This window comes from Vibrio sp. Y51_MX_L26 (assembly GCF_024181935.1).
In the GTDB taxonomy this organism is placed as follows: Bacteria; Pseudomonadota; Gammaproteobacteria; order Enterobacterales; family Vibrionaceae; genus Vibrio; species Vibrio diabolicus.
Window position 1 is genome coordinate 248247 of the sequence record NZ_JAMZAS010000002.1, and the last position, 18380, is coordinate 266626.

An 18380-nucleotide genomic window follows, 5' to 3' on the forward strand; every position below is an offset into this window, starting at 1 on the left:
GAGAGTAAAGAGATGGAAAAGCTAGCGCGTAAACAAGTCCAACAACTAACACCTTATCTTTCGGCTCGCCGAATTGGTGGTACAGGTGACGTATGGCTGAACGCCAACGAATCGCCATTCAACAATGAATACAAAACAGATTTTGCTCGTCTTAATCGTTACAGCGAATGCCAGCCGAAAGAACTGATTTCTGCTTACGCCGCGTATGCTGGAGTGAAGCCAGAACAAACGCTGACTTCTCGCGGTGCAGATGAAGGTATTGAGTTATTGATTCGTGCTTTCTGTGAACCGGGTGAAGACGCGATTTTATACTGCCCACCGACTTACGGTATGTACGCCATCAGTGCAGAAACCATCGGTGTAGAGCGCAAAACGGTGCTGCTAACGTCAGATTGGCAACTAGACCTTGCAGGCATCGAAGCGAATCTAGATAACGTGAAACTGGTTTTCGTATGCTCGCCAAACAACCCAACGGGTAACTTAGTTAAGCGTGACGATATTGTCTCTCTGCTTGAGATGACAAAAGACCGCGCAATCGTGGTCATGGACGAAGCGTACATCGATTTTTGTCCAGAAGCATCAACAGTAGATTTATTGGCAGAATATCCAAATCTAGCGATTCTGCGTACTCTGTCGAAAGCTTTCGCGCTTGCTGGTCTTCGTTGTGGATTTACGCTTGCGAACGAAGAGCTGATTAATGTACTTCTTAAAGTTATCGCACCATATCCAGTACCGGTGCCAGTGGCAGAAATTGCTACTCAAGCGCTCTCAGAAGCAGGATTAGCGCGAGCGAAGTTCCAAGTTCTCGATTTGAACGCGAACCGAGCTTACTTACAAGTTGGTTTGTCGATGATTCCGGGTCTGGAGGTTTTTGAAGGGTGGGGGAACTACTTATTGGTGAAATTCCCAGATGGCGATGCTCTTTTCAAAGCCGCTTGGGATACGGGCATTATCCTGCGTAACTCGCCAATTGAGAACTGCGTGCGTATCAGTATTGGTAACCGCGACGAGTGTGAAAAGACACTGGGTTTCATTAGAAACTACTATTCATAAATAGAATTCTCAACGTTCTCGGTTTATGCCGAGAACGAAACAAGATTAGTAATAAGGAAGTTCGAGTGAGCAAGCAACAAAAAATCCTATTTATCGACCGAGATGGCACCTTAATTGTTGAGCCGCCAGTTGATTTTCAAGTAGACCGTTTAGATAAGCTAAAACTAGAGCCATTTGTTATCCCAAGCCTGTTGTCGTTGCAGGATGCTGGATACCGTCTAGTGATGGTCACTAACCAAGATGGTTTGGGTACTGACAGCTACCCACAAGCTGATTTTGATGCACCGCACAACATGATGATGGAGATCTTCGAGTCTCAAGGTGTGAAGTTCGATGACGTGTTGATTTGTCCTCACTTTGAAGAAGATAACTGCTCTTGCCGTAAGCCTAAGCTAGGCATGGTGAAAGAGTACCTTCAAGGTGGCAAAGTTGATTTCCAAAACTCTGTCGTGATTGGTGACCGCCAAACCGATCTTCAACTTGCAGAAAACATGGCAATTCGTGGAATTCAATACAACCCAGAAACCATGGGCTGGAAACAGATCCTGAAAGACCTCACGGTGAAAGCTCGTATTGCTGAAGTGATTCGTACCACGAAAGAAACGGACATCAAAGTTGCGGTTAATCTTGATGAGCAAGGAGGTAATGACATCTCAACGGGTCTTGGTTTCTTCGATCACATGTTGGATCAAATTGCGACGCACGGTGGATTCCAAATGGTGTGCAAAGTAGAAGGTGATCTACACATTGATGATCACCACACAGTAGAAGATACCGCGCTGGCCTTGGGTCAGGCGTTGAAAGAAGCGCTGGGTGACAAGCGTGGTATTGGTCGCTTTGGTTTCAGCCTGCCAATGGATGAGTGTTTAGCACAATGTGCGCTAGACCTGTCAGGTCGTCCTTACCTTAAGTTCGACGCGCAGTTTAGTCGTGAGCAAGTGGGGGACCTTTCAACAGAGATGGTGGTTCACTTCTTCCGTTCTTTAACTGACACACTAGCATGTACACTGCACCTTTCTTCTGCGGGCAACAATGATCACCACATCATTGAGAGCCTATTTAAAGCGTTTGGTCGTACTCTGCGCCAAGCAATCAAAGTAGAAGGCACTGAGCTACCGAGTAGTAAAGGCGTACTTTAAGGCTAACCTTAGCAAGGAGAAAAACAGTGACAGAACAGAAAGTTGTCATTATCGATACTGGCTGTGCCAACGTCTCTTCGGTGAAGTTTGCTATTGAACGCCTAGGCTATGACGTAACGATTTCAAAAGATCCACAAGTTGTATTGGCGGCTGACAAGCTATTTCTACCGGGAGTGGGAACCGCCAGTGAAGCGATGAAGAACCTAGAAGAGCGTGACCTTATCAGCTTGGTCAAACAGGTAGAAAAGCCACTGCTAGGTATCTGTTTAGGCATGCAATTGCTGGGCAAAGTGTCTCAAGAAAAAGGCCAGAAAGCAGACGAGTTAGTTGAGTGTCTTGGACTTTGTGATGGCGAAGTGAAGCTGCTTCAAACCGGCGATTTGCCACTGCCGCACATGGGGTGGAATACCGTTTCTGCAAAAGCAGGCAATCCGTTATTCAAAGGTATTGAAGAGGGTGAGTACTTCTATTTTGTGCACAGCTTTGCGATGCCAGTTGGAGACTACACCATTGCCGAATGTGATTACGGAAATCCATTCACTGCTGCGGTTCAAAGCGGTAACTATTATGGTGTGCAATTCCACCCAGAGCGTTCTTCAAAAGCGGGCGCGAAGCTTATTCAAAACTTCTTAGAATTATAAAAGGGATTTAGTGTGATTATTCCAGCTCTTGATTTAATTGAAGGACAGGTGGTTCGCCTTTATCAAGGTGATTACGGCCAAGTAACCGAGTACAAAGTCGACCCAGCAGAGCAGTTCAACTTGTACCACCAAGCAGGTGCCAACTGGCTGCACTTGGTGGATTTAACTGGCGCGAAAGACACGACAGCACGTCAGCTTGATTTGATTGCAAAACTATTAGCAAGTACGCCAGCGAACATCCAAATCGGTGGTGGTGTGCGTACAGAGCAAGACGTGATTGATCTGCTAGAAGCCGGTGCTCAACGTGTTGTAGTTGGTTCTACAGCAGTAAAACAACCGGAGCTTGTGAAAGGTTGGATGGAAAAATACGGCGCAGAGAAAATCGTTCTCGCTCTAGACATCAACATCGATCAAGACGGCACGCGTAAAGTGGCGATCTCTGGTTGGCAAGAAGACTCAGGCGTGACTATCGAAGCTCTGATCAACGATTACCTAACGGTAGGTCTACAGCATGTGCTTTGCACGGACATTTCTCGTGACGGTACGCTAGAAGGCTCAAACGTTGAGCTTTACGTCGACTTATGTAAACAGTACCCACAAGTGCAGTTCCAATCTTCAGGCGGCATTGGCTCATTAGCGGATATCGAAGCACTAAAAGGCAGCGGTGTGGCTGGCGTTATTGTTGGTCGTGCGCTGTTAGATGGTAAGTTCACAGCAGAGGAGGCATTTGCATGTTGGCAAAGCGAATAATTCCATGTCTTGATGTTCGTGATGGACAAGTGGTAAAGGGCGTCCAGTTCCGTAACCACGAGATCATTGGCGACATCGTCCCTCTGGCGCAGCGTTATGCTGAAGAAGGCGCTGACGAGCTTGTGTTCTACGATATTACCGCTTCAAGTGATGGTCGTGTCGTCGATAAAAGTTGGGTCGCTCGCGTTGCAGAAGTGATTGATATTCCGTTCTGTGTGGCTGGTGGCATTAAATCAGCAGAAGACGCAGCGCGCATTCTTGAGTTTGGTGCAGACAAAGTGTCTATCAACTCACCTGCATTGGCGAACCCCCAACTGATTACTGACCTTGCTGATAAGTTTGGTGTGCAATGCATCGTCGTTGGTATCGATTCTTACTACGATAAAGAGACAGGTAAGTATCAGGTTTACCAGTTTACTGGCGATGAAGAACGCACCAAAGCAACCCAATGGGAAACGCGTGATTGGGTGCAAGAAGTACAAAAACGCGGTGCTGGTGAAATCGTACTGAACATGATGAACCAAGACGGCGTGCGTAACGGCTACGATATTGAACAACTTAATATGGTGCGTGAAGTGTGTAACGTGCCATTGATTGCATCGGGTGGTGCAGGTGCCATGGAGCACTTCGCAGAAGCCTACCAAAAAGCAAATGTGGATGGCGCGCTTGCCGCGTCGGTATTCCACAAGCAAGTCATCAATATTGGTGAACTAAAGCAGTATTTGAAACAACAAGGCATTGAGGTACGACTATGAGTGTGAAAGCCGCCGAAGTAAGTTCGCTAGCTGAGCGAATCAACTGGGAAAAGGTGGATGGTCTGGTACCTGCCATCGTACAAGATTTTCAATCAAGCCAAGTGCTGATGATGGGTTACATGAACCAAGATGCGTTGGCAAAAACGGGCGAAACGGGTCAAGTGACGTTTTTCTCTCGTACCAAAGAGCGTCTTTGGACCAAAGGGGAAACCTCAGGCAATGTATTACAATTGGTGAACATGCAGCTCGATTGCGACAATGACACACTGCTAGTTAAAGTGAATCCTATTGGTCCGACTTGCCATACTGGAACAACAACTTGTTGGGATGGAGATCCGCAAGAGGAGTCACAAATGGTGTGGCTTCATCAACTTGAGCAGCTATTGGCTGCCCGCAAGAGTGCCGACCCAGATTCCTCTTATACTGCCAGTCTTTATGCCCGTGGCACCAAGCGTATTTCGCAAAAAGTGGGCGAAGAAGGCGTTGAAGTCGCGCTTGCGGCGACGTCGGGCGATAAGGCGGAGTTAGTGTGTGAATCAGCAGACTTGATTTACCACTTAATGGTATTGCTTCAAGACCAAGGCTTATCGATGAATGACGTAGTGAACAAGTTGAAAGAGCGTCATAAGTAAACTTGCTTATAGATAAGTGAAAGCCCCTATGCTCTCAAGTCTAGGGGCTTTTTTAATTTAGTGTTCTTGATTCGGGGGTAAAAACCGGCAACAGTGCTGGTGGCGATTAGATTCTGAATCACGCTCGTCCCTCGCTGTTCAGAATGACGGTATATTTTCTAATGGTATTTGAAGTCGCGTTATCTATTTCAAACGAAAGTACATATTCACGTTATTCCGACGAGCTTAGGTGAGATCAGGAATCTCATTAAAGCGGGCTCAATAAGCTAAGCGTGGGTGCGATTACCCACAACACTTCTTGAATTTCTTACCACTTCCACAGATACACGGGTCGTTACGGCCGACCTTGAGACTGCTTACTGTTTGGTTCAAACGTGAATCCTGTTCTGGTTCTTCTTCTGGCTCTTCTTCAGGAAATGTGCCGTCAATGTAGTACCAAAGCCCATTTTCTTTTACGAAGCGAGAACGTTCTGTCATACAGTAGCGTTTGCCGTCTTCATCAAAATAAGCGCTAAACTCGACAAAGCCTTCATTGTCATTACTGCCAGCTTCTGTTTTTAATACTTCAAGTTTGCACCAATCGCTGTCGATAGATTGGGCAATGCCTTCTCGTTGTTCTTCTGCATTACAGCTTGGGTGGTACGTGTTCACCACGTAATCTACTAGACCTAGCACATGCGCACTGTAACGAGAGCGCATTAACTGCTCCGGAGTGGTAACGTCAGCATGGTTATTGTGGGCAATTTCACAACACTGTTGGTAGGTGCGGTTAGAGCCGCAAGGACAAGAAGAAGCCATAAAATGAAATCTCGATTAATTAAGCGGTAAAAACAAACAACCTCACATAAGTGAGGCAGCAGTATTCTTTGGGGCATTATAGCGATTTAGGGCGTTTGAGACAGCAGTTCTTGAGCCCACTCAGTAGATTGATTAAAAGCGTCTGCTAATTGAGGCTCGGTTAATTTAAGAACGGTGCAATACCGCTCAGCTAATTCCCAGTCTGCTTGTTCGTAGGCGATCGTCATTGAAAGTAAGTGGCCAAGTACGCCTTTTCGACTGGTTAATGCGAGTTTTATATCTTCGTCAACGGGGATATCTTCAATGACATCCGAGAGCGGTTGATCGAGCAAAGATCCGAGTAAAGAAAACATGCCTGTCAAAAAAGCCTGCCCAGGGTCATACCTAGTGTTCATTTGACTAAGTAACAGTTCACACATTCTTGCACGCTGAATCGCTAAAGAGTAAAGAGAGTCAGGTTTATCCTCTTGAACGGATGCAATTGCAACTAAGGAAATAAAGCGTCGTAGTCGCTCTTCACCCAGATAAATAAGTGCCTGTCTGAACGATTTGATCTTAGTCGTTAATGTATATCCTGAATTTACGTAAGTAAGCAACTTGTATGACAGCGTCACATCAATCGAAAACAGACGTTCAACCTCATTGAAGTCGATGGGCTTATCTGCAATCTCTTTACACAGCTGTATGACGGTAAGAAACGCGGGGTTCAACCGTTTTTTCTGGATCATCTCAGGCTTGCTGAAAAAATATCCTTGAAAATAGTTAAAGCCGGCTTCTAAAGCTTGCTCAAATTCTTCATAGGTCTCAACTTTTTCAGCAAGAAAGTCGATTTTAAATGGGCTTAATGCCTGAATAAAAATAGCGGCTTTCTTGATCGGTACGAGTCGAATGTCAAACTTGATCATGGAAACGTATGGAAGAAAACGTTTCCAAGCCTTCGTCGGCACAAAATCATCTAAAGCAATTTTGTATCCGCACTCATGAAGGTGCTTGATGGCTTCTAGCAGCTCTTCTGTCGGTTCACAATCTTCAAGGACTTCAATGACGAGAGACTCTTTGGGAAACAGAGTTGGGACTAGATTCACCAAGCTTTGATGCGGAAAGTTAACAAAGCCAAGTTTGTTCCCTAATGTGTTGTAATGCGTCGACAAAAAATGATCGGATAGCAGTCGACTAGTAGCCAGCTCTGGTTCTACTTCAGGGAAGGTATTTTTAGGACCGTCTCGAAAGAGAAGTTCGTAACCTATGGTTCGTTTTTCTCTATCCAGAATCGGTTGGCGAGCTACGTAAGAATACTTCAATTAGGTACTTCGTTCTGTTTAACTTAGTATTATGATAATAGCGATTTTTTACAAAATATCTACGACTTGAGCGTGAATCTTCTACACGCTCTACATGCTTAACGCAAATTCTGTATGAATGGTCTCGTTTGTAGGTCAAAGCCATCAGAATTTACTTGTAAAACTGAGCCTTGCGTATACCAATCCCCTAAAACTATCCGGGTCTTTTTAACGCCATCGACGTCAAAAAAATGTGTATTCGGGCGATGAGTGTGACCATGAATCATTAAGTTGACGCAATTCTGAGACATCACTTTCTCGACTTCATTTTGATTGACGTCCATGATGTCTAAAGGCTTGCTCATTTTATCATCACGAATATCGGATTGAACTTTTGAGACAATTTTCTTCTTAATAAACCAAGGAATGTGATTAAACAGCCATTGCAACCAAGGTTGATGAACAGTCTTACGGAATTTTTGATAATCAATGTCGTCAGTACACAGGGTGTCACCGTGGAGAATAACTGCTTTAGTACCATAAAGGTCTATGAGGCTAACTTCATCTAATAATGTAATGCCTGTCTCTTTACAAAAGCGTTTTCCCAATAGGAAGTCGCGATTGCCCTGAATGAAATAAACAGGAACGCCAGTCTTTGTTAGTTGCTGGAACTCAGTACGGATTTGATTGGCAAAAGGAGTTTTGTCATCGTCTCCAACCCAAAACTCGAACAGATCGCCTAATACATAAAGTGCATCGGCTTTCGTTGCTTCTGTTCGCATGAACGTCACAAAACATTCCGTAATATCCGGACGCGATGGGGTGAGGTGAAGATCGGAAATAAATAATGTTGTCATAGAAATAAGGGGAAGCGATGCCTCCCCATTAACTTATCTCTTAGAAATAATTCTTACGAATTATTCTTCAATTGTTGTACCAGTGATTACTACGTCCTCTAGAGGTACGTCTTGGTGCATGCCGTAAGAACCAGTGCTAACGCCTTTGATCTTATTTACGATGTCCATGCCTTCTACAACTTCACCGAATACACAGTAACCCCAACCATCTAGGCTTTCGCTACGGAAATCTAGGAATGTGTTGTTGTTTACGTTGATAAAGAACTGAGAGCTTGCTGAATGCGGTTCCATAGTACGTGCCATAGCAAGTGTACCCACTTTGTTGCTTAGGCCGTTGTTTGCTTCGTTCTTGATAGGTGCACGTGATGCTTTTTCACGTAGACCAGGTTCCATGCCACCACCTTGGATCATGAAACCGTCAATAACACGGTGGAAAAGAGTGTTGTCGTAAAAGCCATCGCGGCAGTACTGAAGGAAGTTTGCGCTAGTCTCTGGCGCTTTCTCTTCGTTTAGTTGAATCTTGATGTCACCAAAATTAGTGTGAAGGGTGATCATGCTACTTTCCTTTACTGTGTTGTGTTGAGCCCGAGATTCTAGCCTAAGTTCTAGTGCATTAAAAACTCAGGAAGAGGAAATTCTTCGTTTTGTGCTTGAAGTTTAGCCGATTATCGTTTTATCGGTTAATTGCTATTACCTAACCAGGTCGGAGTTGATATACTCGACCTTCTTTTATTCATTCACAATCATAGATAGAGATCATGTTAAAGATATATAACACACTCACAAGACAGAAAGAGGAATTCAAACCAATTACAGCTGGCAAAGTCGGCATGTATGTCTGTGGAGTTACCATCTACGATCTCTGTCACATCGGTCACGGTCGCACTTTTGTCTCCTTTGACGTGGTATCACGTTACCTTCGTTACCTAGGTTACGATCTAACGTTTGTACGCAACATCACAGACATTGATGATAAGATCATTAAACGTGCGGCTGAAAATGGCGAGTCTTGTGACTCATTGACCGAGCGCTTGATCGGTGAAATGCACGCAGACTTCGACGCATTAAACATGAAGCGCCCAGATATTGAGCCTCGTGCAACCCAGTTTATTCCAGAAATCATCGAACTTGTTCAAAAACTGATTGAACGTGGTTTTGCTTACGTTGCGGATAATGGCGATGTAATGTTTGAGGTTCGCAAGTTTGACGAATACGGCAAACTGTCTAAACAAGATTTGGATCAGCTGCAAGCGGGCGCGCGCGTTGATGTCGAAACAGCCAAACGCAGCCCACTAGACTTTGTACTTTGGAAGATGTCTAAACCAGGTGAACCTAAGTGGGAATCACCATGGGGCCCTGGTCGTCCAGGCTGGCACATTGAATGTTCTGCGATGAACTCTTCAATCCTAGGTGATCACTTTGATATTCACGGTGGCGGCTCTGATCTTCAGTTCCCACACCACGAAAACGAAATCGCGCAATCATGCTGTGCACACGACACTAAGTACGTAAATACTTGGATGCACAGTGGCATGGTGATGGTAGATCGCGAGAAGATGTCTAAGTCTCTAGGCAACTTCTTTACTATCCGTGACGTACTTGGTCACTACGATGCAGAAACGGTTCGTTACTTCCTTATGTCTGGTCACTACCGTAGCCAGTTAAACTACAGCGAAGAGAACCTAAACCAAGCACGCGCTTCGCTTGAGCGTCTATACACTTCTCTACGTGGTTTGGATCTAAATGCTGCTCCTGCTGGTGGTGAAGAGTATGTATCTCGCTTTACAGCAGCGATGAACGATGACTTCAATACGCCAGAAGCGTACTCAGTTCTGTTCGACATGGCGCGCGAAGTTAACCGTCTGAAAACAGAAAACCTAGAGAAAGCGAGCGAGCTAGGTGCGCTAATGCGTGAACTAGCAGATGTGATCGGTATTCTTCACCAAGATCCAGAAGCCTTCCTAAAAGGTGATGCAGGTAACGATGATGAAGTGGCTGAAATCGAAGCTCTTATCAAGCTGCGTAACGACTCTCGCGCTGCGAAAGATTGGGCGAATGCAGATATGGCTCGTGACAAGCTAACCGAAATGGGCATTGTTCTGGAAGATGGTCCAGAAGGCACAACGTGGCGTCGTAAGTAATTGAATTTTCAATTTTAAAGGGCTGATAATTCAGCCCTTTTATTTTCCATTTCCATAAATTAAAACTTTAACTTTAGGTAATGCTCTGTGGCTCAGATGTATTTCTATTACTCAGCAATGAATGCGGGTAAATCAACAACGCTTCTTCAATCCTCTTTCAACTATCAAGAACGCGGCATGACGCCAGTTATTTTTACGGCGGCACTAGATGATCGCTTTGGTGTCGGTAAAGTGAGCTCTCGTATTGGTCTTCAATCTGACGCACATTTGTTTCGTCAGGATACCAATTTATATCAAGAGATCGCAGCTCTGAATGAGGTTGAGAAACGTCACTGTATTCTTGTTGATGAGTGTCAGTTCTTGTCGAAAGAGCAGGTTTACCAACTTACTGAAGTTGTTGATAAACTACATATTCCAGTATTGTGTTACGGCCTTCGCACCGATTTTCTAGGCGAACTTTTTGAAGGCAGTAAGTACCTGTTATCTTGGGCAGACAAGTTGGTTGAGCTCAAAACGATCTGCCACTGCGGTCGCAAAGCGAATATGGTTATTCGTACCGATGAACATGGCGTGGCGATTAAAGAGGGCGATCAAGTTGCGATCGGCGGTAACGACAAATATGTCTCCGTGTGCCGTCAGCATTACAAAGAAGCACTCGGTAAATAATCCGTATTAATACAGAAAAGCCACCGTAATCGGTGGCTTTTTGTTGTCTGCTAGAAAGGGCTTAGACTAAGTCAAACCCAAATCTCTCTAGCAAAACCTGGTAAGACGATTCGACTTGCTGAGGGATGTTCTGCTCGGTTTGAAATCCTTTCTCTGGATAGCTTTTTACGCGAGAGAAATCTTCCATTAGTGCCTCTAGTACCATCATTAATGGCATGTCTTCATTAATATATTCAAAAAACGGATGAGCCGTAGAGCTTACCTGGAGCTGGGAGTAGGGTGACTGCCACTGTTTTTCAAATGTCGCTATGGCTCTGCGTTCCATAAATGGTTTTTGCACCAGAATAAACGATGAGCAATGTTTTCCTTCTTCTTTCAATCGTTGCTCAGTAAAGCGAACGTTTTCTCCACTGTTGGTGGATTCAGCTTCGAGCAAAATTGCTTCACTGGGCACGCCTGACATCTTGGCAATTTCGGCAAAAGTTTCCGCTTCGCTTTTTTCAAACAGTCCATCGGTAAAACGACCTTCTCCCCCTGAAAATACAATCAAAGGCGCTAACTTTTGGTGGTACAGATTTGCTGCATGTTCTGCTACACGCACATCGTTACTGCACATCACAAACAAACAGTCTGCGGGTTTCAGCTCATGTTTGAGTTGCATGTAATCCCAAAGTGTTTCTATGTGTCGATAGAGTTTCATAGCGCGTCCAAAGTTGAGTTGAAATGAAATTGATAGCCAAGTGAGAGTAGTTTGTCTGCGAGAATGCGTTTATCTGTTTGTTCTGTGACTGGTGGAAGAGGTATCTCACTTTCGCTCTTATTTATAGCGGCTTGGTAGAACTCCGCCTTGCTGACGGTATGCGGTGTGGTCACGTTAATAACTTGGTTACTTAAATTATCTAAAGCAAATTTGACCGCCGATACCGCATCATCTTGATGAAGCATATTAGCAGGCGCTTTACGACTGACTTGTTTTAGTCTCATTGCAAAGCGAGAAGGGTGCCTGTCTGGCCCAATTAGCCCGCTACAACGCATAATGACGAAGCTAATATTAGAATCGATAACATGCTGCTCGGCTTGCAGCATAATACGTGCATTGTCAGAGAAATAAGGGCTGTCGGCTGCTAAAGAGAGTGACGCATCTGCTTCTTCCATATCTGAAGCTAGGTTGGGATACACCGTTGTAGAGCTAATCATAACGAGCTTTTCAACGTTGTTTTGCTTTGCTGCGTTTGCGAGCATTTGCCATTGTTGGGCGTATTCTTGTCCGCGTCCTTTACGAAAACCAGGGGGAAAAGCACCGACAACGTGAGTAATTTGATGTTGCTTAAGCAACTCATCTAGCCGTTTCGCCGCGTTAAGTTGATTAAAATCGAATAATGCGGAGTGAGTTAATGAAGCGGGTAACTCGTTTAACCGAGCTTGGTTACGACGAGTAACGACAACGTGGTGTCCGTCTTTCATCAAAGTTTCTGCTAGCGGAGTTCCGAGCCAGCCTGCACCTACGATCAATGTATTTGCCATTTGGGTCTTCCTACTTACTTATTTATGTCTGCTCGAATAGATTGAGCAGCTCTGCTTTGGCTTGTTGATGGAGGGGATCTGAATGCCATTTCTGATGTTGAATAAGGTCAACATTGACTTGCCAAGCCAGCTTTGTGAAATCATCCCCAACTCTTTTCAGTGTGTTCGGTGAATACGCGACTAAATGCTCCGGAAGAAAGCACCAACCAAACCCTTTATTCGCTAATTCCAACAAAATATAGTAGTTATCAGCGTACCAGATATCCGGGCTGAATGCTTGATTGAGACCACATGGCTCTGCGTTTTTGGAGCGTATGACCAGTTGACGATGTTGTTTGAGTTGATCAATGTGAGTGACGCGTTGCTGTGCCAGAGCGTGTGTTGAAGAGACATAGACATCGAACGCAATGTTACCAAGATTAGTGAAATCGATATGTCTTGGCATTTGTAAGTCACTCAAAATAATCCCAGTAGTGGCGCGCTCCGATTTGACCAATTCAATGATATCCGGACTTGAAGCTGTTAAGCATTCAACTTGCAAGTGTGGAAAGCGTTGCTCTAAATTTTTTAGCACGTCGGGCAAGCGAGTCAGAGGAATCCCTTCATCAATGGCTAAAACCAATTTATTAGTTGGTGTTGAAAAAAGCTGTGATGCTCTGTTGTTCAATCGGTCGAGTTGGCTGATTGCCGCTTGTGCATAAGGTATGAGCGCGAGGCCACTCTCGGTTAATTTCGGATATCGACCAGAGCGATCAAATAGATCAACACCACAGTCGACCTCCATATTTATGATGTGTTGGCTGACTACGGATTGAGCTCGCCCCAGTTTTCTTGCCGCGCCTGAAAATGATCCGGTTTCTGATGTAGCAATGAAAGCTTGCAGTTGTTCGATGGTAAACATATCGCTTTTGTCGATGGTATCTAACTTTTTGTTATCTGAATAATAGATAAAATTCTAAGCATTGAGTAGAACTATTTGGACAGAGAAATATGACTCGTAACGAACGAATTTTTCATGCAGTACTTTTTGAGTTAATCGCACTCGCGATCATTGTGCCAGCGGCTTCATTGATCACCGGAAAGGGATCGAGTGATCTCGCGTTAGTTGGGATTGGGTTGAGCATGTATACCGTCGTGTGGAATTACATCTACAACTTGTACTTTGATAAGTGGTTTGGCAGCAATCGAACTGAGCGAAGTTTAGCGATGCGTTTTGGGCATACAATTGGATTCGAGGGAGGGTTGATCTTTATCTCTATACCCGTCATTGCTTGGTTCTTAGAAATTACGCTTCTCCAAGCTCTGGTGTTGGAAGCTGGCTTCCTAGTGTTCTTCCTATTTTATGCCACAGGCTTTAATTGGTTGTACGACAAGGTTCAGCCATTTAGCAAAATGAAAAAACGATTAGCACCGCAGGTTTCGGCAGGAACAAAATGCAGGGACCAATAAAAAACGCCACCGAATTCGGTGGCGTTTTTGTTCAAATTACACAGAAAGGACTCTTAAAATCTTATCCGCATGCTCTGCGACTTCAATACCTTCATCTGTTAAATAACCACCATCAGGCTGTGTACAAAGTTGCTTCTCGTATAGACGAGCAACGGCTGCCTGCATTTCTTCTGACGCGTCTGTATGAACTTTAATACCAGTTGCAGCACTACTTAGGTCGAACTGAAGAAGTAGGTTCAATTCGGCGATATGTTCAGCTGAATATTTCATAAATGATTCCTTTACGCTTTTTTTACCAAGCTAGTCTGAAAAGAAGAGTTGAGCAACATTAAACGATAAGAAGTGTTAAGTATGGCGCTATCAGGCTGATATAACGCAGGATCTTTGTTCGAAAGGCAGAATACTTGTTAAGTATCAATGATAGTTACGATTGCGAATGATAGTTGACCTTTATCGGTTGATCTCTCGATAACAACATTTTTAGTAAACATGTCAAATAGCGCTTGAAAAAGTAGGGAAATGGAGCGATTATCCGCGCCTCTTTAATTGTTTCTAAATGTTACACCACAATGAACTTCAATCAGTTTGACTCACTATTACCGCCTCAGGCTGCGGAACGCGCGGCTGAAGTGGGGGTAGGTAAAGCAACTAAAGCACCGATCAAATCTTTTTTATTGGCAATTTCTGCCGGACTTCATATTGGTATTGCGTTCATCTTTTACACCACGGTGACAACCGGTGCAGGCGACCTTCCATGGGGTATTACCAGGCTAATCGGTGGCCTAGCCTTCAGCCTTGGTTTGATTCTTGTTGTCGTTACAGGTGGTGAGCTTTTCACTAGCTCAGTATTAACATTGGTAGCGCGAGCGAGTGGAAAGATCTCGTGGCAAGCGCTCATCAAAAACTGGTTTGTGGTTTATTTCGGCAACATGGTTGGTGCTCTTTTGTTGGTAGCATGCATGTTGGTTACCAAGCAGTATATGTTTGATCACGGCCAAGTTGGCCTCAACGCGATGGCGATCTCTCAACACAAATTGCACCATGGTTTCTTTGCTGCTGTTGCGCTTGGCATCATGTGTAACGTGCTGGTGTGTATTGCTGTTTGGATGACGTTTAGCGGACGTACATTAACTGACAAAATAGCGGTCATGATTCTGCCAGTAGCTATGTTCGTGTCGGCAGGTTTCGAGCACTGTATTGCGAACATGTTCCAAGTACCCATGGCGATTGGAATCAAATATTTTGCACCGGAAGCATTTTGGCAAATGACAGGGGCGGATATTGCAAACTATGCGGACTTAAACATGATGGGGTTCATCGTAAATAACCTTATCCCTGTAACGATAGGGAACATCATTGGTGGCGGTGTATTCGTTGGTATGTGGTATTGGATGATTTATCTACGTGATGAAGACAAGCATTTACGATAAATCTAAAAGAATAAAAGAAAGGCGAGCCAAATGGTTCGCCTTTCTTTTATTCATGTCGATAAGTTTCACACAAATCGAGTGAGTTAAATCAGCTCTTCATTGATGCCAAAATCGGTTGGGAGCCAATGAGAAGTCACTTCCTTTGGTTCTTGAACGAGCCAGTCCAGAGGTGCATCGGATAGGAGTTCATCGTAATTTTCTTTGATCATTAAGACATCCATGTACGTCTCTCCAAGTTTGTGGTCACTATCTTTACTCTAAAATTAGAATATGTCAGGCAAGTGATCAAAGCATGACGATTAGATTGATCACTTATACTGCTATGTTTCTGGTTGCGTATGGGTTTAGGGTGTTTATCCACATTTTCTGTGGATAACCTGTCTCAAAGGCCGTGCGTATCTAAACTTGCAAAGAAAATTTCATAAAATTAGAGGCTTATACTCGAGAGAATTCTGTCTGACTTTTCTCCAGAAAGCGTCTTGATGAATGTTTAAAGAATGGATGAGTTACTCAGATAAAAGTGCGTTTGACTTGATAATACAAGCCCTTTCACTGGCTTTGTTCACACGCTTAAACTATCTATGAGTTTTGGTAGGTTCTGATTGTTGGATTTTTATTTTGATCCGGCCTTCTTTCGTTTGTACCCAGCTCAGTGTCATCTCCAGCGTAATAGCGACGGAGGTACTCAACATGACGAAAATAGCCAGCATAATCACCAACTGATATTTAATTGCGACCATCGGGCTTGCGCCACCTAGAATTTGACCAGTCATCATGCCTGGCAAGGTAACCAGCCCTGTAGTGGCCATAGAGGCTAAAGTTGGAGCAAGTGACTTTCTAAGGGCCTCTTGAATGAAGGGGAATGATGCATAACGAGGAGAGGCACCAAGTGAGATAGCAGCCTCGTATTCTGATTGTCTCTGTTCAAAAGCCGTAAATAAATTCTGCAGTGCGATGATGTTACTACTTAAGCTGTTACCCAATAGCATGCCCGCAAGTGGGATCATGTACTGGGCGTTGTAAATAGGGGATGGCTGCACTAGGCCTGCGGTAATCGCTATAAGAAGTGGAATTAGACCACAGGTTAAGCCTGTAAGCAGAGGAAGCATTAGTGGCTTTTTAGGTAGACGAGCTTTTCCTGCAATTGAGCTTGCACCAATCAGTAGCATGATGGCAAGCCAAAGTATATTGATAAGTAAGCTGTTTAATTGAAAAAGATATTCTAAATACACGCCAATTAATATGAGCTGAAGTGTCATACGAATAACACTGATTATCGTGTCTTTCGCAATCCCTAATTTGTAGCGGGCATTAATAAAGAAGGGAACTAACAAAATCAGACCAAACAATGCCAGTTTGGCCCAACTTATATCCACCACGCTATCCATAATCGCTCCTCGAAAATCCGCGAATAATTGTAACTAAGCCCCTCCTTTATATGAACATCAATGTGCATTTTTTGATGTTCTCAACGTAAACCTTTAGCGCTATTCTCGTCATTATTTTGCATCATTTTATTTACAATTGATTATCTTTTGACGGGTTTTTAAGCCAATTTATGACCCGTTAATTACTATCCAAATGTAACTTATGTTTGTTAAATGTTGTTGTTTTAACAATTGGTTAAAAGACTTATTTTGTCACATCTGTTCATGTTTTTTAATAAATAACATCAATCAATCACATCTCTGGATGAGCTCAAAAAAGTGTTGAATTACAAGGCCTGAGAGCTCTTATTTGATTGAACCTTACTATTAGTATGGTCTAACATTTTCCATTAGAGATTGTAAAAAACTTAAGCTCGGTTACGCGGGCTTTTCAATAACACTAGATACAAAATAGGCAAATGTATGAGTGATGTTAATAAAATTGAGAGTGGTGAAAAACGCTCCCTGGAGTGGAAGTCGTTCCTCTTCATTGCAGTTGTTCTCTTCCCAATTCTGAGTGTGGCTTTTGTCGGCGGTTACGGGTTCATCGTTTGGATGTTGCAAGTGTTCTTCTTTGGACCTCCAGGCGCGCACGGCATGTAAGCCTGTGAGCTCATAACCACACTTTTGAAAAGATTTTAAGAGAGCAAATAATGAAATCATTAATCATTAAACTGTGGCGTACCATGACGCGCCCAGCTGTACATATCAGCCTAGGTGTGCTGACTATGGGCGGCTTCATTGCTGGTGTTATCTTTTGGGGTGGCTTTAACACCGCTCTAGAAGCAACCAACACAGAAGAATTCTGTATTAGTTGTCACACAATGCGTGACAACGTGTACGTTGAGCTGCAAGAAACGGTTCACTGGAAAAACCATTCAGGCGTTCGTGCTACTTGCCCTGACTGTCACGTTCCTCATAACTGGACAGACAAAATTGCTCGTAAAATGCAGGCATCTAAAGAGGTATTTGCACAGGTATTTGGCAACTACGACGAACCGGGTGTGTTCGAAGAGCGTCGTATCGAACTTGCGAAACACGAATGGGATCGTTTCTCGGCAAACAAATCTTTAGAGTGTAAGAACTGTCACAACTACGAATCGATGGATTTCGAGCAAATGTCCCCAACCGCTCGTATCCAAATGAAGCAAGCAGCAGAGAAAGATCAAAGCTGTGTTGACTGTCATAAAGGTATCGCGCATAACCTGCCAGCAGGTATGGACAGCATCGGCGGTATCGTGGGTGACCTAGAAGGTATGACTTCAAATACAGATTACTCAGTAGGTCAGCAACTAGTGAGTGTTCGTCACCTACCTATTTACTTTGATGCACAAGGCACTAAAGAAGCCGGTCTTCTTAACCCAGCATCGACCGTTAAAGTTCTTGAAGACAAAGGCGAGTTTGTTGAAATCGAAATCGATGGCTGGCGTAAAGCGAAAGGCTTTGGTCGCGTAATTCAAGAAGACTTCGGTAAGAACATTGCGACTGCGTCTCTGATGAAAGAAGCAGCGACAGATAGCAACATTGTGACGACTGGTGAGAAAAAAGTGGATGAGCTAACGGGTCTTCCATGGGAAAAAGTGGCAGCGAAAGTATGGATTAAGAAAGAGTCTATGCTGAACGACATCAATCCTGTTTGGGAAAAATCTCGTGAAGCGTACAAAACCAACTGTTCAGTATGTCACACGCAACCTGCGGAAGCGCACTTCGACGCGAACACCTGGCCAGGTATGTTCGACGGTATGTTGGCGTTCGTTAACCTAGATACAGACAGTGAAGCCCTGATCTTGAAGTATCTACAGAAACACTCTTCAGATTATGCTGAAGGTCACCACTAA

Annotated in this window: 22 protein-coding genes; 12 read left to right on the forward strand and 10 right to left on the reverse strand. The window is 44.1% G+C overall.

The window, feature by feature from the left end; genetic code table 11:
* The first annotated feature begins 12 nt into the window (after positions 1-12).
* The 6 genes from hisC (at position 13) to hisIE (ending at position 4970) form a co-directional block, all read left to right on the forward strand.
* Positions 13-1053: a histidinol-phosphate transaminase gene (gene hisC, locus NL645_RS07280; RefSeq protein ID WP_253651491.1), complete on the forward strand. Its 1041-nt coding sequence runs from the start codon at positions 13-15 to the stop codon at positions 1051-1053.
* A gap of 65 nt (positions 1054-1118) precedes the next feature.
* On the forward strand, positions 1119-2192 hold the full coding sequence (hisB, locus tag NL645_RS07285) for a bifunctional histidinol-phosphatase/imidazoleglycerol-phosphate dehydratase HisB (protein ID WP_006743043.1): 1074 nt from the start codon (positions 1119-1121) through the stop codon (positions 2190-2192).
* A gap of 26 nt (positions 2193-2218) precedes the next feature.
* Positions 2219-2833 carry an imidazole glycerol phosphate synthase subunit HisH gene (hisH, locus tag NL645_RS07290; RefSeq protein ID WP_047008596.1) on the forward strand — a complete coding sequence of 205 codons (615 nt, stop codon included), beginning with the start codon at positions 2219-2221 and terminating at the stop codon, positions 2831-2833.
* A gap of 12 nt (positions 2834-2845) precedes the next feature.
* Positions 2846-3583, forward strand: coding sequence for a 1-(5-phosphoribosyl)-5-[(5-phosphoribosylamino)methylideneamino]imidazole-4-carboxamide isomerase (gene hisA / locus NL645_RS07295; RefSeq protein ID WP_005390889.1), 738 nt, complete (start codon positions 2846-2848; stop codon positions 3581-3583).
* Entirely contained in the window at positions 3565-4338 is a 774-nt protein-coding gene (gene hisF / locus NL645_RS07300; RefSeq protein ID WP_004749837.1) for an imidazole glycerol phosphate synthase subunit HisF, read from the forward strand. The genes hisA and hisF overlap by 19 nt, the downstream gene beginning before the upstream one ends.
* The gene (gene hisIE, locus NL645_RS07305) at positions 4335-4970 is read left to right on the forward strand and encodes a bifunctional phosphoribosyl-AMP cyclohydrolase/phosphoribosyl-ATP diphosphatase HisIE (protein ID WP_104969276.1); all 636 of its coding nucleotides are present in this window, start codon (positions 4335-4337) and stop codon (positions 4968-4970) included. Before hisF ends, hisIE begins: the two co-directional genes overlap by 4 nt.
* Positions 4971-5252: 282 nt before the next feature.
* Here the strand turns inward: hisIE and NL645_RS07310 are convergent, their stop codons facing one another.
* The 4 genes from NL645_RS07310 to NL645_RS07325 all read right to left on the reverse strand — a co-directional run bounded on the left by NL645_RS07310 (position 5253) and on the right by NL645_RS07325 (position 8460).
* Positions 5253-5768, reverse strand: a complete 516-nt coding sequence (locus NL645_RS07310; RefSeq protein WP_253651492.1) for a YchJ family protein — start codon at positions 5766-5768, stop codon at positions 5253-5255.
* A gap of 86 nt (positions 5769-5854) precedes the next feature.
* Complete coding sequence (locus tag NL645_RS07315) at positions 5855-7069, reverse strand: EAL and HDOD domain-containing protein (protein WP_005378158.1); 1215 nt, start codon at positions 7067-7069, stop codon at positions 5855-5857.
* A 98-nt stretch (positions 7070-7167) separates the two neighbouring features.
* Positions 7168-7905, reverse strand: a complete 738-nt coding sequence (lpxH, locus tag NL645_RS07320; protein ID WP_006743038.1) for a UDP-2,3-diacylglucosamine diphosphatase — start codon at positions 7903-7905, stop codon at positions 7168-7170.
* Positions 7906-7965: 60 nt separating this feature from the next.
* A complete protein-coding gene (locus tag NL645_RS07325) occupies positions 7966-8460 on the reverse strand; it encodes a peptidylprolyl isomerase (RefSeq protein WP_005390900.1) in 495 nt (164 codons plus the stop codon).
* A gap of 203 nt (positions 8461-8663) precedes the next feature.
* Here NL645_RS07325 and cysS point away from each other — a divergent pair, with 203 nt between their 5' ends.
* A complete protein-coding gene (gene cysS / locus NL645_RS07330; RefSeq protein WP_150918431.1) occupies positions 8664-10046 on the forward strand; it encodes a cysteine--tRNA ligase in 1383 nt (460 codons plus the stop codon).
* An 87-nt stretch (positions 10047-10133) separates the two neighbouring features.
* A complete protein-coding gene (locus NL645_RS07335) occupies positions 10134-10712 on the forward strand; it encodes a thymidine kinase (RefSeq protein ID WP_005378154.1) in 579 nt (192 codons plus the stop codon).
* Positions 10713-10773: 61 nt separating this feature from the next.
* On the opposite strand, the gene NL645_RS07340 is transcribed toward NL645_RS07335, so the two are convergent.
* The 3 genes from NL645_RS07340 to NL645_RS07350 are packed head-to-tail and all read right to left on the reverse strand — an operon-like array spanning position 10774 to position 13137.
* Positions 10774-11412, reverse strand: a complete 639-nt coding sequence (locus tag NL645_RS07340; RefSeq protein WP_253651493.1) for a YdcF family protein — start codon at positions 11410-11412, stop codon at positions 10774-10776.
* Positions 11409-12236, reverse strand: coding sequence for an NAD-dependent epimerase/dehydratase family protein (locus NL645_RS07345; protein WP_161445668.1), 828 nt, complete (start codon positions 12234-12236; stop codon positions 11409-11411). The genes NL645_RS07340 and NL645_RS07345 overlap by 4 nt, the downstream gene beginning before the upstream one ends.
* A 22-nt stretch (positions 12237-12258) precedes the next feature.
* Positions 12259-13137, reverse strand: coding sequence for a LysR family transcriptional regulator (locus NL645_RS07350; RefSeq protein ID WP_005390908.1), 879 nt, complete (start codon positions 13135-13137; stop codon positions 12259-12261).
* Positions 13138-13226: 89 nt separating this feature from the next.
* On the opposite strand from NL645_RS07350, the gene NL645_RS07355 reads away from it, so the two are divergent.
* Positions 13227-13685, forward strand: a complete 459-nt coding sequence (locus NL645_RS07355) for a PACE efflux transporter (protein ID WP_005390910.1) — start codon at positions 13227-13229, stop codon at positions 13683-13685.
* A 36-nt stretch (positions 13686-13721) separates the two neighbouring features.
* Here NL645_RS07355 and NL645_RS07360 read toward each other — a convergent pair whose 3' ends face one another.
* Positions 13722-13955, reverse strand: coding sequence for a TIGR02647 family protein (locus NL645_RS07360; protein ID WP_005378148.1), 234 nt, complete (start codon positions 13953-13955; stop codon positions 13722-13724).
* 299 nt (positions 13956-14254) lie between these two features.
* Here NL645_RS07360 and focA point away from each other — a divergent pair, with 299 nt between their 5' ends.
* Positions 14255-15115 carry a formate transporter FocA gene (gene focA, locus NL645_RS07365; protein WP_005393324.1) on the forward strand — a complete coding sequence of 287 codons (861 nt, stop codon included), beginning with the start codon at positions 14255-14257 and terminating at the stop codon, positions 15113-15115.
* An 83-nt stretch (positions 15116-15198) separates the two neighbouring features.
* Here focA and NL645_RS07370 read toward each other — a convergent pair whose 3' ends face one another.
* On the reverse strand, positions 15199-15336 hold the full coding sequence (locus NL645_RS07370; protein ID WP_005378145.1) for a hypothetical protein: 138 nt from the start codon (positions 15334-15336) through the stop codon (positions 15199-15201).
* 354 nt (positions 15337-15690) lie between these two features.
* Positions 15691-16503 carry an ABC transporter permease gene (locus tag NL645_RS07375; protein ID WP_253651494.1) on the reverse strand — a complete coding sequence of 271 codons (813 nt, stop codon included), beginning with the start codon at positions 16501-16503 and terminating at the stop codon, positions 15691-15693.
* 462 nt (positions 16504-16965) lie between these two features.
* Between NL645_RS07375 and torE the strand changes: the two genes are divergently transcribed.
* Positions 16966-17145, forward strand: a complete 180-nt coding sequence (gene torE / locus NL645_RS07380; RefSeq protein WP_005378141.1) for a trimethylamine N-oxide reductase system protein TorE — start codon at positions 16966-16968, stop codon at positions 17143-17145.
* Between the two features lie 50 nt (positions 17146-17195).
* A complete protein-coding gene (torC, locus tag NL645_RS07385) occupies positions 17196-18380 on the forward strand; it encodes a pentaheme c-type cytochrome TorC (protein ID WP_006742852.1) in 1185 nt (394 codons plus the stop codon).